This is a genomic window from Pseudomonas migulae, from assembly GCF_043225285.1.
Lineage (GTDB): Bacteria > Pseudomonadota > Gammaproteobacteria > Pseudomonadales > Pseudomonadaceae > Aquipseudomonas > Aquipseudomonas migulae_C.
Genome location: NZ_CP171224.1, coordinates 6,133,851 through 6,148,412, shown reverse-complemented (window position 1 = coordinate 6,148,412; position 14,562 = coordinate 6,133,851). Strand labels below are relative to the sequence as shown.

Annotated in this window: 14 protein-coding genes; 2 read left to right on the top strand and 12 right to left on the bottom strand. The window is 60.3% G+C overall.

What is annotated here, in order from left to right; translation table 11 throughout:
- Positions 1-30: 30 nt before the first annotated feature.
- The 11 genes from ACF6ZU_RS28140 to ACF6ZU_RS28090 are packed head-to-tail and all read right to left on the bottom strand — an operon-like array spanning position 31 to position 11,756.
- Positions 31-1,053, bottom strand: coding sequence for an HAD family hydrolase (locus ACF6ZU_RS28140; RefSeq protein WP_392889074.1), 1,023 nt, complete (start codon positions 1,051-1,053; stop codon positions 31-33).
- Positions 1,050-2,447, bottom strand: coding sequence for a hypothetical protein (locus ACF6ZU_RS28135; RefSeq protein ID WP_392889072.1), 1,398 nt, complete (start codon positions 2,445-2,447; stop codon positions 1,050-1,052). Before ACF6ZU_RS28135 ends, ACF6ZU_RS28140 begins: the two co-directional genes overlap by 4 nt.
- Positions 2,444-4,024, bottom strand: a complete 1,581-nt coding sequence (locus ACF6ZU_RS28130) for a VWA domain-containing protein (RefSeq protein ID WP_392889070.1) — start codon at positions 4,022-4,024, stop codon at positions 2,444-2,446. The genes ACF6ZU_RS28135 and ACF6ZU_RS28130 overlap by 4 nt, the downstream gene beginning before the upstream one ends.
- Position 4,025: 1 nt before the next feature.
- Positions 4,026-5,018 carry a vWA domain-containing protein gene (locus ACF6ZU_RS28125; protein ID WP_392889069.1) on the bottom strand — a complete coding sequence of 331 codons (993 nt, stop codon included), beginning with the start codon at positions 5,016-5,018 and terminating at the stop codon, positions 4,026-4,028.
- Positions 5,005-5,589, bottom strand: a complete 585-nt coding sequence (locus tag ACF6ZU_RS28120) for a DUF4381 domain-containing protein (protein ID WP_392889066.1) — start codon at positions 5,587-5,589, stop codon at positions 5,005-5,007. The genes ACF6ZU_RS28125 and ACF6ZU_RS28120 overlap by 14 nt, the downstream gene beginning before the upstream one ends.
- Positions 5,586-6,512, bottom strand: a complete 927-nt coding sequence (locus ACF6ZU_RS28115) for a DUF58 domain-containing protein (RefSeq protein WP_392889064.1) — start codon at positions 6,510-6,512, stop codon at positions 5,586-5,588. Before ACF6ZU_RS28115 ends, ACF6ZU_RS28120 begins: the two co-directional genes overlap by 4 nt.
- A complete protein-coding gene (locus ACF6ZU_RS28110) occupies positions 6,509-7,489 on the bottom strand; it encodes an AAA family ATPase (protein WP_392889062.1) in 981 nt (326 codons plus the stop codon). Before ACF6ZU_RS28110 ends, ACF6ZU_RS28115 begins: the two co-directional genes overlap by 4 nt.
- Before the next feature lie 13 nt (positions 7,490-7,502).
- A complete protein-coding gene (locus ACF6ZU_RS28105) occupies positions 7,503-8,543 on the bottom strand; it encodes a hypothetical protein (protein WP_392889060.1) in 1,041 nt (346 codons plus the stop codon).
- Between the two features lie 12 nt (positions 8,544-8,555).
- Entirely contained in the window at positions 8,556-9,509 is a 954-nt protein-coding gene (locus ACF6ZU_RS28100) for a transporter (protein WP_392889059.1), read from the bottom strand.
- Between the two features lie 12 nt (positions 9,510-9,521).
- The gene (locus tag ACF6ZU_RS28095) at positions 9,522-10,955 is read right to left on the bottom strand and encodes a DUF1254 domain-containing protein (RefSeq protein ID WP_392889057.1); all 1,434 of its coding nucleotides are present in this window, start codon (positions 10,953-10,955) and stop codon (positions 9,522-9,524) included.
- A 9-nt stretch (positions 10,956-10,964) separates the two neighbouring features.
- Positions 10,965-11,756 (bottom strand): hypothetical protein, encoded by a 792-nt coding sequence (locus ACF6ZU_RS28090; protein WP_392889055.1) that lies wholly within the window; start codon positions 11,754-11,756, stop codon positions 10,965-10,967.
- 258 nt (positions 11,757-12,014) lie between these two features.
- Between ACF6ZU_RS28090 and ACF6ZU_RS28085 the strand changes: the two genes are divergently transcribed.
- Positions 12,015-13,040, top strand: a complete 1,026-nt coding sequence (locus ACF6ZU_RS28085) for a hypothetical protein (protein WP_392889052.1) — start codon at positions 12,015-12,017, stop codon at positions 13,038-13,040.
- A 227-nt stretch (positions 13,041-13,267) separates the two neighbouring features.
- Here the strand turns inward: ACF6ZU_RS28085 and ACF6ZU_RS28080 are convergent, their stop codons facing one another.
- Entirely contained in the window at positions 13,268-13,693 is a 426-nt protein-coding gene (locus ACF6ZU_RS28080; protein ID WP_392889050.1) for a YciI family protein, read from the bottom strand.
- 319 nt (positions 13,694-14,012) lie between these two features.
- Here ACF6ZU_RS28080 and tpx point away from each other — a divergent pair, with 319 nt between their 5' ends.
- A complete protein-coding gene (gene tpx, locus ACF6ZU_RS28075) occupies positions 14,013-14,513 on the top strand; it encodes a thiol peroxidase (RefSeq protein WP_392889048.1) in 501 nt (166 codons plus the stop codon).
- The last annotated feature ends 49 nt before the right edge of the window (positions 14,514-14,562 follow it).

The window sequence follows — 14,562 nt, the reverse complement described above, 5'->3', positions numbered from 1 at the left end:
AAACGTTTATTGCAGTCCTGCGTCACGCTCTCATTGCACTTGCCCGGTTGTGGCCGCCTCGTACGGATAGATCCGGCGCCATTCGGCGGCCATGTCCACGACCGTCCAGCCACGTGTCTTTGCTTCGTCGAGCGCCTTGTCCAGGCGGCCGATATCGGAATCGCGGTCATAGGCCCATTCGCGCTTGGCGTCGGTGTGGTGCACCAGGCCCATGAAGCGTTTGCCCGGTCCGGCGGCGGTCCACTGCAGCATTTGCAGGTCACCGTCGGAGTTGCCGAAGGCGAGGATCGGGCGCTTTCCGATCACCGCGTCGATGCTTTCCGGTTTGCCCGGACCGTCATCGTTATGGGCCAGTTTCGGTGTGCGCACGATCGAGGCCTTGCCGTCCTTGTACTGGAACGCCGTGACGAAGGTGGTGCCGATGACCTGCTCCGGCGGGATGCCGTAGACCTTCTCGGCAAAGGCGCGCATGAAGCCGGTGTCGCCACCGGAGACGATGTAGGTCTTGAAGTCCTGGCTGCGCAGGTAGTCGAGCATTTCCAGCATCGGCTGGAAGATCATGTCGGTGTACGGCTTGCCGGTTTTCGGGTGTTTGGCCTGGCTCAGCCAGGTCTTGGCATAGTCGTCGAAAGCCTCGGTGGTCATGCCGGTGTGGGTCGCACCGAAGATCTTCATGATGCCCTCCATGCCGCTGGCGGCCAGGGCCTTGTGATCGTTTTCCAGCACGGCCTTGAAGGGTTGGGTGGTTTGCCATTCCGGGTGTTGCGGCGCGGTGCGCTTGACCTCTTCGAGGGCAAACAGCAATTCGAAGTACATCGGCTGCTCGCTCCACAAGGTGCCGTCGTTATCGAACACGGCAATGCGGTCGGCGGGTTTGACGAAGTCCTTGCTGGATTGGTCGGTCACCGTCTGGACGAACTCGATGATGTTCTTTTTCGCCGGGCCGTCGTTCCACGAAGGCAGGGGTTCGGCGGCTTGAGCCAGCAGCGGCAGGGCCAATGCAAAGAGCAGTGTCAGCCCGAAACGGTGGTGGTGTGATAGCGGCGGCGTCATGGGAACTCCTTCTCGTGGACGGGGTTGAGTGGCCGTAGTGCGGGAACGGTTCGCGCCGTGCTGCGCCGGGCCTGACTATGCAGCGTAGCCAAGGATTGCTGGAGTTGATGCAGCGCTTGATCTTCAGCGGGTTGGCGGCCGTAACAGGCACGCAGCAGGTCTTGCAGGCGTGGGCCGAGACCGCTCAGCTTCAAGCCGCCGCGGCTGCGTTTGAGCCACAGGTAAAGGGCGCCGAGTTGCGCAGGCCTGGCGTTGATTTGCTGCGGAATCTGCCGCCAGGCGTAGTCGGCGGATTGCAGCCAGGCGGCGTGTCGTGCATGGCGTCGGGCCTGAACAGACAGGTACGCGCGGTGCACGAAAGGCCTGGCGAGCCAGCCGAGGAGCACCACGGCTGACAACAGCAGCAGCCCCGTCACCCAGTGCCTGGAGAAATGCACTCGACTCTGCTGGCCCAGGTTTTTCAGGTCTTCGGTGATGGAAAACACCGGCTTGTAAGCGCTGTTGGCAACGGCCTCGAAGGTCACGGCCGGCACCTGGGCTGTACGGGTCTGCTGACTGCTGGCGTCCCACCATTTCACCTCGATGGCCGGCAGCGTGTGGCGGCCTTCGGTGTCAATCCGCCAGGTCGCGGTGTCGATGCGCTGCCCGCCGGTGAAATTGCCGCGACCGTCGTCCAGCGTGCTGATCTTCGGCGCTTTCGGGTAGCGGCTGAGACCGGCGACATCGCCCAGTGTCGGCACGGGCAGGGACATGGCGAGGGCGCCGTCGGCCTGCAGGGTCAGCTCGCGGGTGAGGCTGTCGCCGACCTTGAGGGGCGTCGCCGAGTTGATGATTTTTTGTGTGAAACGCAGCCCTTGCGCGACCAGCACTGGCTCGCCGGACTTGAACCCCGGCGGTTGCGTGGCGGTGAAGTGCAGCGGCTGGCTTTGCGCACTCAGCGGGGCGCTGGCCTGACCCGGCGTGGCGCGCACGGTCAGGGCCGGAATGTCGAAGCCCTGGGCCAGGTTCGGGGTGATGCGGTAGCTGTAGCGCATGCCGTTGAATGGCTTGCCGTCGAGCGTCTGGTTGATGTGTTCGGCATGGCCGTCGGGCGGCAGTACCAGTGCGCCGGGCAGTTTCAGGTCGGGCAGGGTGGGGGCGTCGGTGAACCAGCTGTCGGTGAGGACGTCGAGTTGCAGTTCGAGGATGCCGCCGACCATGACGGAGTCGGTGGGTTGCAGGCGGGTCTGGATGCGCAGGTCGGGTTCGGCGGCGAGGGCGTTGAGGGTGATCAGGCAGGCAATGAGGGTTGTGGTGATTGAACGAACGCCATCGCGAGCAGGCTCGCTCCCACATTGGGAATGCGTTGCCTTTGTGGGAGCGAGCCTGCTCGCGATGGCCGTTACTCGGTTCATGGCTTGTCCCCGATCTGATCCTGCAAACTGAACTTCTGCTTGAGGAACTTCGCCGGCGAAGTCGTCAGGTTCTGCAACCACAACGCATCCGACGTCGCCTGCTCGGTCTCTACCGATTTGCTCTGGCCCTTGCCCGGCGCCTTGTCCATTTTGATTTCGTCGGGCTTGACCTCGGGCGCATTCTGCTCGGCGCTTTCCGTGTCTTTTTCCAGGGCGATGGCCAAGGCCAGGTTGGCCGTGGCCTCGGGAAACTGCGGTTGCAGCTTCAGTGCCTGGGTATACGCCGCAATCGCTTGATCGAACTTGAATCGGCGCACGTAGATGTTGCCCAGGTAGAAATACGCCTGGGGCGTTTCCAGTCGCGCGAAACTCGCCAGTGCAAGGTCGAAATCCGCGGCGTTGTAAGCGGCGATGCCTTTCCAGTACGGGTCGGTAAAGTGCGCGGCGGCCTGGGGGAAATGCTCATGTTCGAAGGCCCAGCGACCTTGTTGGTCCGGGGTGAAAAACGCATCGATCAACGCGTTGGCTTCGGCGCTGGACGGCTGCAAGCCAATGCCTAGCGTCAGCAGCAACCCGGCCATCCAGTTCAGGCTCCAACCCTTGCGCACGCTTAAAAACGCGATCAGCAGCAACGGCCAGCACAGCCAGTAACCGGCGTCTTTCCAGTGCAACTCACGCTGCTCATCACTGGCGGCCTGGAAATGTTGCTGGGCATGCAGCTCGATCCAGTCGAGGTCATCGTTATTGAGCGTCAGGCTGCCCAACGGCGCGTCCACTGCGGAAGCCAGCTGTTTGAGCGCGGCCTGGTCGAAGCTGCCAAGGGCGGGGCGACCGTTGCTGTCGGTACGCGGCTGGCCACTGGCGTCGCGGATGATGCCGCCGTCCGTGTTGCCCACAGCGAGGATCAGCACCTGCAGGGCACTGCCGTCGAGTTGTTTGTCCAGGCCGCCGAGTTGCGAGGTGTCGGCCCCATCGGTGATCAGCAACAGGGTGCCCGGGGTTTTCTCGGCGGCCAGTAGCCGTTTGGCTTCGTCGATGACTGCCCCGACATCTTTTCCCGGTTTGCCGATCAGGTCGGTGCTCAAGGCTTGAATGAAGGTGTCGAGCAACGCCGGATCATCGGTGGGCGGCAACACCAGATGCGCGCTGCCGGCGTAGGCGATCAGCGCGTTGCGGGCACCGGCGCGGCGCTGGATCAGGTCATGCACTTTGTGTTTGGCGGCTTCCAGACGACTCGGTGACACATCGCTGGCGTCCATGGACGACGACAGGTCGATGGCAATGATCAGCGGTGCGCGGTTCTCCAGGAAATCGGGCCGGTCCTGTTCCCAGGTCGGTCCGGCCGCCGCGATTGCGCCGAGGATCAGCAGTGCGCAGACCAGATGCACTGGCCTGAAGCGTTGTGGATCCTGCGGGGTAATCAGCAGATGCGGCAGCAAGTGCTCGGCGATGTTGCTGCGCAAGCGCCGTTGCAGATCACGGCTGCGCCGCCAGAGCCACGGCAACAAGGCGGCCAACGGCAGCAGCAACAGCCAGAGTGGACGCAGGAAATGGAAGTCACTGAGGTTGATCTCCATCTCAGGCCTCCTGCCGCTGACGCGCGAGTGCAAGGTGCGGGCGGAGCAGGGCGCCCAGGTGGTAGAGCGCCAGTAACGCAATCGCGGCGCCCAACGGCCACCAGAACAGGTCCCTTTTAGGTTGGTGGCTGAGGGTTTTCACCTGATGCGGGGTCAGGGTGTCGAGAGTGCTGTAGACCATATCCAGCGCCGCGCGGTCTTCGGCGCGGAAGAACTTGCCGCCGGTGGCTTCGGCAATCTGTTGCAAGCCTTGCAGGTTGACCTTGGCTTCACCCTCGGCGCTCGGGTCGCCAATGCCGATGGTGTGAATCACCACGCCCTTGGCGGCGGCCATCGACGCGGCGTGATCCGGGGTGATGGCGCTGCTGGTGTCGTTGCCGTCGGTGAGCAGGATCAGGACTTTTTCCTGCTCGTGGGCCTGATCCAGCAACTTCAGGCTCAGGCCGATCGCATCGCCAATGGCCGTGTTGGGCCCGGCCATGCCGATGCCGGTGTCGTCCAGCAGCAGTGACAGGCTTGCGTGGTCCAGGGTCAACGGCGCCTGCGGGTAAGCGCCGCTGCCGAACACGATCAGGCCCAGGCGATCATCCTTGCGCTTGTCGATAAAGCCATGGACCACTTCCTTGACTGCGGCCAGGCGATTGATCTTCTGCCCGTTGGCGTCGGTGAAATCGGTGGTTTCCATCGATTGCGAAATGTCGATGGCCAGCATCAGGTCGCGCACCGGTTGCTGGCGTTCGATGGGCTTTTCCACGTAGACCGGGCGCGCAGCCGCCACTAGCAATAGCGCCCAGACCAGCAGATTCAACGCCAGTTGCCAGCGATTGTTGCGCGTTCCGGCCTGACTCGGCGCCTGTCCCACTGCGCGGCTCATGGCGGCAAAAAACGGCACCCGCACCGCGCTGCGGGCCTCGCGATAATCCGGCAGATAGCGATAACCCAGCCACGGCAACGGCAGCAGCAGTAACAGCCAGGGGTAATCAAGCTGCCACATGATGATGCTCCACCCAGTGTTTGCAGGTGTCGAACAGCTGCTGGCGCTGGTCGGTCGGCAGCGCCAGCAATGTGGCGTCGGGGGCGTAGGCCAGTTGGGCCAGTTGCTGGCTGAAATCCGCCGGCAAGGGTTGCTTGCTGTGCCGCTGCAAAAAGACTTGCCAATCCTCTCTACCCAACGCCGCAGGCCCTTGTAGGAGCCGGCTTGCTGGCGATGGCGTCCTCAGGGGCAGTGCAAGTCTCAAGGGCCTCATCGCTGGCAAGCCAGCTCCTACAGGTTGTGTATTCCAATTTGAGGGCATCGATAGGGCCGTGCGTTTGAGCAGTTCAGGCAGTTCTCGCAGGGCATTGAGCTGATCCTCGCTGCTCTGCAACGCCGCCAACCGCACCAGCGCCTCCCGCCGATACCGGTCCTGCCGCCACTGCCAATACCGCCGCGCCCCGACCAGCACGCACGCGCCAATCAACAGCGCCAGCAACACCCACCAACCCCAGGTCTGCGGCGCGTAACTGACGGGTGCAGGCAATGCCATTTCCTTGAGTTGCTCAATGCTCGGGACGTTCGGGTTCATCGCCGCCCCCTGCCCAGTTCCGCCCGCAGTTGTTCCTGCGCGTCGGTTGCGGTGCTGAACATCATTAACGGCACCTGGCTGCGGCGCAGCAGCGTGGCGACGTCCTTGAGCCGGCCGCTGAGAAAATCCCCGAGGGGTTGATGAACGCTGCGCTGCTCCACGGCCAGTTCCACTTGCAGCTGGCCTTGGGTGACCAGCAGGCGGCCGTTTTTCGGCAGGTTCAGCGCCAACGGGTCATACACCTGCATGGCGATCACGTCGTTGTGCGACGCCAGTTGTCGCATCAATTGCAGGGTGCGCTCACCGGCGCCGGCAAAATCGCTGACGATGCAGATCAGGTGATCGTGACCGGCCACCGCCAGGCAATGCTGCAGGACCTTGTCGAGCTGGTCTTCGCCTTCGGCGTCCGGGTTGGCAGCGTTCAATGCCTGATTCTGCTCGACGATGCGACTGCACAATGCCTCGATCCGCTTGCGGCTGCGCAGCGGGGAAATCGCGTCGATGCGTGAATCGTTGAACACCAGGCCGCCGACCCTATCTCCGGCGTTGAACACCATCCACGCCGCCAGTGCCCCGAGCTCGGCGGCGAGGGCGGACTTGAAGCTGCGCCGGGAACCAAAAAACATCGACATGCGCTGGTCGACGAGGATCAAGGCCGGTCGGTCTCGTTCTTCAGTGAAAGTGCGCACCACCGGTTTGCCGGTGCGCAGCGAAGCGCGCCAGTCGAGGTGACGCAAATCGTCCCCCGGTTGATAGCGCCGCAGCTCATCGAAATTCAGCCCACGGCCACGCAAACGCGACGCGTGGTTGCCCGCCAGGATGCTGCCCTGGGGCTGGCGGGCGATAAAACTCAGGTCACGGGCCTTGAACTCCAGCGCCATCAACTGCGCCAGAGAGACATAGACCAGACCGTCGATGTTCATGCCGGTATCGCCACTTTATCGAGAATGCGATCCAGCACCTGATCAGCCGTCACGCCGTCCGCGACCGCGTCATAACTCAGCTGCAAACGATGGCGAAGCACCGGGTGCACCACCGCCCGCACGTTGTCCGGCGAAACGAAATCCTGGCCCTGCAACCAGGCGTCCGCACGGGCGCAGCGGTCCAGGCCGATGCCGCCCCGTGGACTGGCGCCGATGTTGATCCAGCGACCCAGGTCGGCGTCGTAATCGGCGGGATGGCGCGTGGCGTTGATCAGGTCGATCAAATAACGGTCGATGGCCGGAGAGACATGGACGGCGCTGACTTCCCGGCGCGCGGCGAAGATCACTTCCTGCGACAGCGCAAAGCCTTGCACCGGCGCGGTCTTGGCGCCCGCTGCGAACTCTTCCTCACGCAGCAATCGCAGCACCTGGCTCTCGTTCTCGGCGTTCGGGTAATCAAGCAGCACCTTCATCAGGAAACGGTCCATCTGCGCTTCCGGCAGCGGGTAAGTGCCTTCCTGTTCGATGGGGTTCTGGGTGGCGACCACGATGAACAGTTCGGGCAATACATGACTGTTGCCGGCCACGGTGATTTGCCGTTCTTCCATGGCTTCGAGCAGCGCGGCCTGAACCTTGGCCGGGGCGCGGTTGATTTCGTCCGCCAGGATCAGGTTGCCGAACAGTGGGCCGGGCTGGAACTGGATTTCGTTCTTGCCATCGACCTGGTGCAGCACCTCGGCACCGGTGATGTCCGACGGCAGCAGGTCGGGGGTGAACTGGATGCGGCTCATCTTCGCGTCCAGGTGTTTGGCCAGCGCCTTGACCGTGCGGGTCTTGGCCAGCCCCGGCAGGCTCTCCAGCAGTAAATGGCCGTTGGCCAACAGACCGAGCAGAATCTGCCGGATCACTTGATCCTGGCCGAGCACCGCTTCGGCGATGCTGGCTTGCAGAGCGTTGAGATCATTGAGTGCGGTCATAAACGGTCCTGCCTCAGAACATGAACGTCGGAATGACGGGAATGAACGACAAGCGGAAATTCCAGCGGCTGCTGATCAGGTCGTCGGGGTGAATCGCCGAGTACTGGATTTCCCCGGAAATCCGCACCGGCAGCTTGCCGAAGTTGAAGATCCGCCCGGCACCGAGGCCGATCGGGAAGGTCACCTTGTTGCCGCCTTCGGCCTTCCAGTTGACGGTGACGTTGGGCGTCATGCCGATCCGCCACTGTTCGGGCCCGGGAATGCTGCGCTGGATGAAGTACTGGACGTTGGTCAGGCTGACGTCCTTGCGTTTGCTGTCGCCACCCACTGACCACCAGTGCTGCGGGAACACACCGAGGGTCCAGTCTTCGCCGAGGTACGCGGCCACGAACGCCGGGCCGAGGGAGTATTTGCCGGTGCCCAGCACGTCTTCTTCGGCGGTGGGGAACATCGCGGTCGGGCCGAATCCCCAGACCATCTTGCCGCCGCCGGCGAATCGGACTGGCTCCTTGGGCGAAAACACGCCGACGTAGGCCAGGTCACCAAAACCGCTGGTGCGGTCGAACGGGTCCTGCACCACCGACGCGAAATCGCCGCGATCGTGCAGCAATTCGTTGGGCCCCATGCCGATCAGGTTGCCGGCCTTGCGATTGACCGGTGCACTGACGTAGCTGATGGGCAGGCGATTGATCAGGTTCCAGTCTTCACCGATGGAAATCGGGAACGTCGGCATGAAGCTGTATTTGCCCAGCATACGCGTGCCGTTGCTGTGCGGGCCTTTGAGCGCGGTGTAGTCGAACTGGTTGAACAACAGCACCAGGTTGCCCACCGGGTTGTCCATCAATTTGGCGATCTGTTCCGTGGACGGATCGCAGCCAGCGGCGACGACCTTTTTCAGGTCAATGTCGAAGTCCTGTTGCAGCCGATGACAGGTCTCGGGATCGCCCTTGGCGGCGGGTTGCGCCGGGGCGGTGCCGAGGACGGGCAAGTCCCCGGCACAGGCGAATCCGCTGAACAGCACGCTGCATAAGGTCAATCTCGAAGCGATGGCCATCCCTGGTCACTCCTAGAAAAACGCCAAGGTCAGGTTGATCGCAACGCCGTTGCCTTCCGGCCGGTTCTTGCTGTCGAACTCTGGCACCCAACGGGCGCTGACACTGGCCTGGGCGTCGTTGAACTTGCCGGCCCAGCCGATGACGGGTCCCGCACCGACGGAGCGACCGCGAAAGCCGTTCAGGGCATCGGCGGTGTCACCTTTGTCGTCGCTGATCTGCTGGATGTAACCGGCGGCCATGCCGGCGTTCCAGCCGTTGCCGAAGCCGTGGGTCCACAGCGCTTCAAGGGTAAAGATGTCGCCGGTGCGGTAATCCGTGGCGTGGTTTTCGGTGTAGAACTCCAGGCTGCCCGCGAGGGTGAATTCACCGCCCTTGCCATCCAGGTGAGTGAAGGCGACGGTGGGCATGAAGGTGTAATTGTTCTGGCCGGCGTTGGCCAGGCGATCATCGTTATAGGCACCGGTGGGCACGTAGATCGGCAGGGAAAACGAGATGTGGTTGACCTCGTCGAAGTGATAACCGGCGGCAATCGGCGTCACCAGCATGTCGGCGAACTGGGTGCCGGTGTCCTCGGTGCCGAAGGTGCGGCCGCGCGGACCGGTGATGGACACGGTGACGTCGGTGTACTGCACCGGCACACCAATGGCCGACGCATAGTTCCATGGACCTTTACCGGTGTCCCAGACACGGGTGAAGTTGGCCATGGTGTAGGAGACTTTCATGTCCAGGTCCGCACCGACCTCACCGACAATCGGCACGCCCTTGCCACCCTTCAAGTCGCCGTCATACCAGATGCTGGTGAATGACATGACCCAGCCCGGTGCCGGCGGCACGACCCCGGCGTTGGAAAACACCTGCTGGCCGGTGATCGGCCGACCGACACCCCCTTCGGCCGCCAGCAGTGCCGGGCTGCCACCGAGCACGCACAGGGCCAGTAAAGGACGCACAACACAAGGCTTGACCATGACTGACTCCGTTTACTGTTTTGGTTGATCGACAGGCGTCAGCAACGGCATTTTCCACTCGCCGCTGGCCACTTCCGGTTTCGGCAGGTACAGACGCAAAACCCCGTAGAACGGCCCGTTCGGTGCGGGCAGCCAGTTGCTTTGCAGGTCTTTGGCCGGTGCCTTGTTCTGCACGTACAGGGTCAGCCCGCCGTCGGCATCGAGTTTGAGGTCCGGCAACATCCGCGAGTTGATCAGGTAACGGTTCAGCGGGTTGGCCACCAGCAATTTGTTCTTGCCGTCGTACATCGTCAGCGACCAGAACGCATCGGCCGGGGGCAGGGCGCCCTTGTCGAAATGCAGGGTGTAGTCGTGTTTCGAGGCATCGACCGGCTGGCCGTCCTTGTCGACGAAGTAGCCGATGTAATTCGCTTCTTCGGCGGAGTTGCCGAAGATCCCCATGTTGGCGCCGGCGTAGCGGTACAGGTAGTTGCCGTTCAGGTGATCACGGGTGCCGAACAAATCGCCGCTGCTGACCTGATGGCTGTCGACCTTGTCCTTTTTGAATTGGGCGAATTCGGCCTTGGCATCGGCGATACCATCCTCCAGGGCCTTGCGCTGGCTGGCCGGCAGCTCGTTGGGTTTGAACGGCTTGCCGGCTACGATGCCGATTTTGGCGAAGCGCGCCAGCAGGTCTTTCTCCACGTCCTGAGGCGGGGCGAACGACAGCATGAAGTTCAGGTAGCGGAACAGGTCCGGGGTTTCGCTCATCGTCGGTGTCGGTTTCGGCCAGTCGATTTTCGCCGGAGCCGGCGGGGCCTTCTGTTTGACGTAGTGGCTCAGTGGCTCGACCTTGTAGCCTTTCTGGATCTGCTTGACCTTGGCCAGGTCCTTTTCATCGAACAGCTGCGTGCGGTACAGCGCATACGCGATGTTGGTTTCACTGCGCAGCAGGCGATCGATTTCAACCGGTTGCTGACCTTGCCAGTTCGGGCCGGCAATCAGGAAGTGCCCGCCGTTGTTGCCGGTGCTGCGCGTGCCCAGGTAAGCGAAGTTCTGGGTGTAGGCGTCGATCAGTTGCACCGAGTAGTAACGGTTTTCTTCGATGGGCGGCAACGTCAGCACCATCGGTTCGGCGCGCAAATCCATCCAGACAAAAGAGTAGGGCGTGTCGGCGTTGGGCGTGACGAACGCTGTGTCCTTGGCGGTGAAGGCCTTGGCGGTGTTGCCGATCTGGTTCAACGGCGCCTTGTAGTTCGGGCTCTTTTTGTCAATCGCCTGGGTGTAGAGGGTCTTGTACATTTCCACCACCGGGAAACCGTACAGATAGGCTTCCTTGGCGATGGCCCGTGCTTCCTCGGGCGTTGCGGTGAAGGCGCTGGCGGGACTTGCGTCCTGAGCGCCCACCCCGCAACTGACAAACATGCTCATCAAACTGAAACCGGCTGCGCGAAATGCACCGTGCATGGGAAATCCTTATTTACCGAAGGTGACGTTGATACCGGCGAGCAACGTGAACTGGGCCTGACCATCGCCCTTGTGCTCGACGGTCCACTGCGGCTCGATGAAGGCATTGAGGATATTGGTCCCGGATTTCCAGACCTTGCCGGCACCCAGCCCGAGCGGGATGTAATGGGTGTCGTTCTTCAGGTCGAAGGTCCAGGTTGCGGTGGAGCGCAGGTACCACCCTGCTTGCAGGTTGTGAATGACAAACGGCTGAAAGGTCGCCGATTCGACGTGCGGGCGGTCGTTGTCGCCGGCAAAAGAACTCTGGTACTGCACCAGCGCGCCGAGCAAGCCCCGGGGCGAGGAGTCGATCGCGATGGCCGCCAGCCCTGCCTGCCATTTGCCCGTACCCAGTTCGTCCTGGTCAGCGGTGGGCGCAGTGATCATGGGGCCGATGCCCAACTGCACGCCGTCGGTCTTGAGCAGAAAGATATCGAACACGTTCAGATCGCCCTCACCGGTGCTGTAACCGCCGTGCGGGTCCGGTCGCGTGCTGATCGGAGCGGTGGCGCGCAGCAATTGCGGGACGCCGATGAAGTCGTTGGAGGCAATCGGCAGCGTGCCGCGCAACAACACGTCGTTGGAATGGATATTGGAATCGTAGAATTTCGGGGTGTAGTAATCCTGCAGGTTCATCCCCGGCGCGAGGTTAAGCGGGTTATTGCTTTTGTTGGCCGTCTCGGCGTTGTCAGCGTGCGCACAAACGGCGGACGTCATTGATGCCGCCAGTAAAAAGGCGTTCGCTCCTGATCGATTCGACATGATTCCCCGGTTCCTTGGTGGCTCATTGGTCACTCGGCACTTAGCGGCCGTTGCGGCGTAATCTCTTTCCTATCAAGCCTGTAGGACACGTCTGATGACGTTAGCAGCTGGCACCGGGTTCGCCAGTCGGAGGGATTAATTCGTTGGTTGGGGGCGTGGGTTTCGTATTGAGGATAAATACGAAAACTCCATCGGAAACGGAGTTTGTGTTTATTCCATAACAAAGCGGATCTGGCTGGCATTTATTGTGAATGGGTATTGCAACTGTCATTTATGCCAGTAGGCGAGAGGAATTTTTTTCGGGATATTGATTTTGGTTTTAACTTTTTTACTATTTTTAGAGAAGCCAATATGGACGCAAAACTTAAATCCAATGCGGGCGCCGAAAACCCCTGGAAACGAGCAGTTTTACAGGTTAAGCGTAAAGTCATTGCTTGGGGGGATAATTTTGCTATTGCGCACGGAGAAGCAGTTGATGTTTTTGTAGAAGTAGCACAAGAAGTTGCGTCCGAGATTGCAATGCGATTGGTTACTAGCGACGGGCTGGTGATTGGTATTTATCCAGACTCAAGTTGGATCTCTAGAGAAAATGGATTGTTCAGGTGGGTCTTAAGCCCAGCAATCAATATTAGTGGATCATTTAAGATCATTGTTTTTAGCCGGGAAGTAAACGAAGTTTGGGAGATTGACGGTTGGGTGGCACTGCCCGAGCAAAAATATACACTTCTCATAAACGGGGTACCCGCTGATCCACTGGCAAGGGATATTTATGTGACTCGAGATGAAGAGATGGAAGTCAAGCTGGTGCCCTATAATTTACCGGAGCTAGCGGTATCTATGAGTCCATTTTCATATTCCAGTGGTGAGTGGGAATGTGATCCCTTGCCTGAGACGCCTGTCTTGGTTGGGGAGAGTGGAGGCGTATGGAAAATGAAGCTTTCGGGAAGTGATGAAACTATTGTTTTGAAATTTAATACTGTGATACCGGTCGGTTACCGTTTAGTTCCCGGCTTTCACGATACATCTACAACCTTGACCGCGATTTCAAAATCCCCTCATCACTTCAAGGGCTGGGTTTTACATGTTTACGCAAGCAGGAATGGAGCTGTATTACCTAACTCGCACGTTTTTTGGAGAGTCAATGGGTTGATGAGGCAAACATCGTTTACAGACGCAGTCGGACATGATCAGTTTCATATAGGTGATGATGGGCCTACTATATGTTCAGCTGAGCTTCGTATCAGAGACCAGCCGCACTCGGTGAAAACCATTCAAATTGATTAGATCTAAATGATTTGTAGAAATTTAATTGATGGGTTTGTAGCAAAAACTCATCCCGATAATAGCAAGATATGCGCTGCGCTGCGCTGCGCTGACTGACCATAAATAAGGGGTGTCTGATTAGAAATCTGGTTTTTTCATCCGCTGTCAGTTCAACGTTACTACTTGGTCGAGCCGCCGATCACGTCCACCGTCCTAAAAACGGATGGACGTGTACTTTTTGTGACCGTTCAGAGCTTCCTGACCTGCTCGCGCAACCGCTCCTCCTGCTCGCGCAACTCCGGCGTGAACTCCGCACCGAAATCCTCTGCCTCGAACACCTGACGAATCTCGATATCCGCTTCGGTGCCCGGCATCGGGTTGGGGCAACGCTTGACCCACTCGATGGCTTCTTCCTTCGATTTCACCTGCCACAGCCAAAAGCCGGCGATCAGTTCCTTGGTCTCCACGAACGGGCCGTCGATGACAGAGCGCTTGTCGCCGGAAAAGCGCACACGGGCGCCTTTACTGCTGGGGTGCAAACCTTCGCCTGCCAGCATGATGCCGGCCTTGACCAGTTCCTCGTTGTAATTGCCCATCGCTGTCAGCAGTTCTTCGCTGGGCATCACGCCAGCCTCGGAGTCGGCACTGGCTTTGACGATGATCATGAATCGCATGGTGGTGTCTCCGCTTGGTTTGAGTATTCACCGCATGGTCGAATGGCGACGGCTGGAATCGACAGGACGCTGGCTAAAATAGTAGCCGTACGCGGACCTGTGGGAGCTGGCCTGCTCGCGAAGAGGCCCTTGCAATCGACATTTATGTTGAATGATCGGATGCTTTCGCGAGCAGGCTCGCTCCTACAGGATTTTGCGGACATCCGGGCTATAAAGTGAGTTATCACGATTTGTATCCGGGGTAGGTGGCGGGGCCATTTCATGGTTAACTTCGGCCTCGTCGAATTTCTCTACAACAACGTTCAGAAGGACTCCGTTCATGGCTCAAGTCACTCTTAAAGGCAACCCGGTTCAAGTCAACGGCCAACTGCCTCAAGCCGGTTCCAAGGCGCCAGCCTTTTCCCTGGTTGCCGGCAATCTGTCCGACGTGACCCTGGCGAACTTCGCCGGCAAGCGCAAAGTGCTGAACATCTTCCCAAGCGTCGACACGCCGACCTGCGCCACGTCGGTTCGCAAGTTCAACGCCCAGGCCAATGACGTCGCCAACACCGTCGTGCTGTGCATCTCCGCAGACCTGCCATTCGCCCAGGCCCGTTTCTGCGGTTCCGAAGGCCTGGAAAACGTGCAGAACCTGTCGACCCTGCGTGGCGCAGAGTTCATCGAGAACTACGGCGTTGCGATTGCCGACGGTCCGCTGAAAGGCCTGACCGCCCGTGCGGTCGTGGTGCTGGACGAAAACGACAACGTGCTGCACAGCGAACTGGTCAAGGAAATCGCTGAAGAACCAAACTACGAAGCTGCGCTTGCCGTTCTGAAATAAGCATACCTTTACAATTGTTAACGGCCTGGCTCTGTCCAGGCCGTTTTCA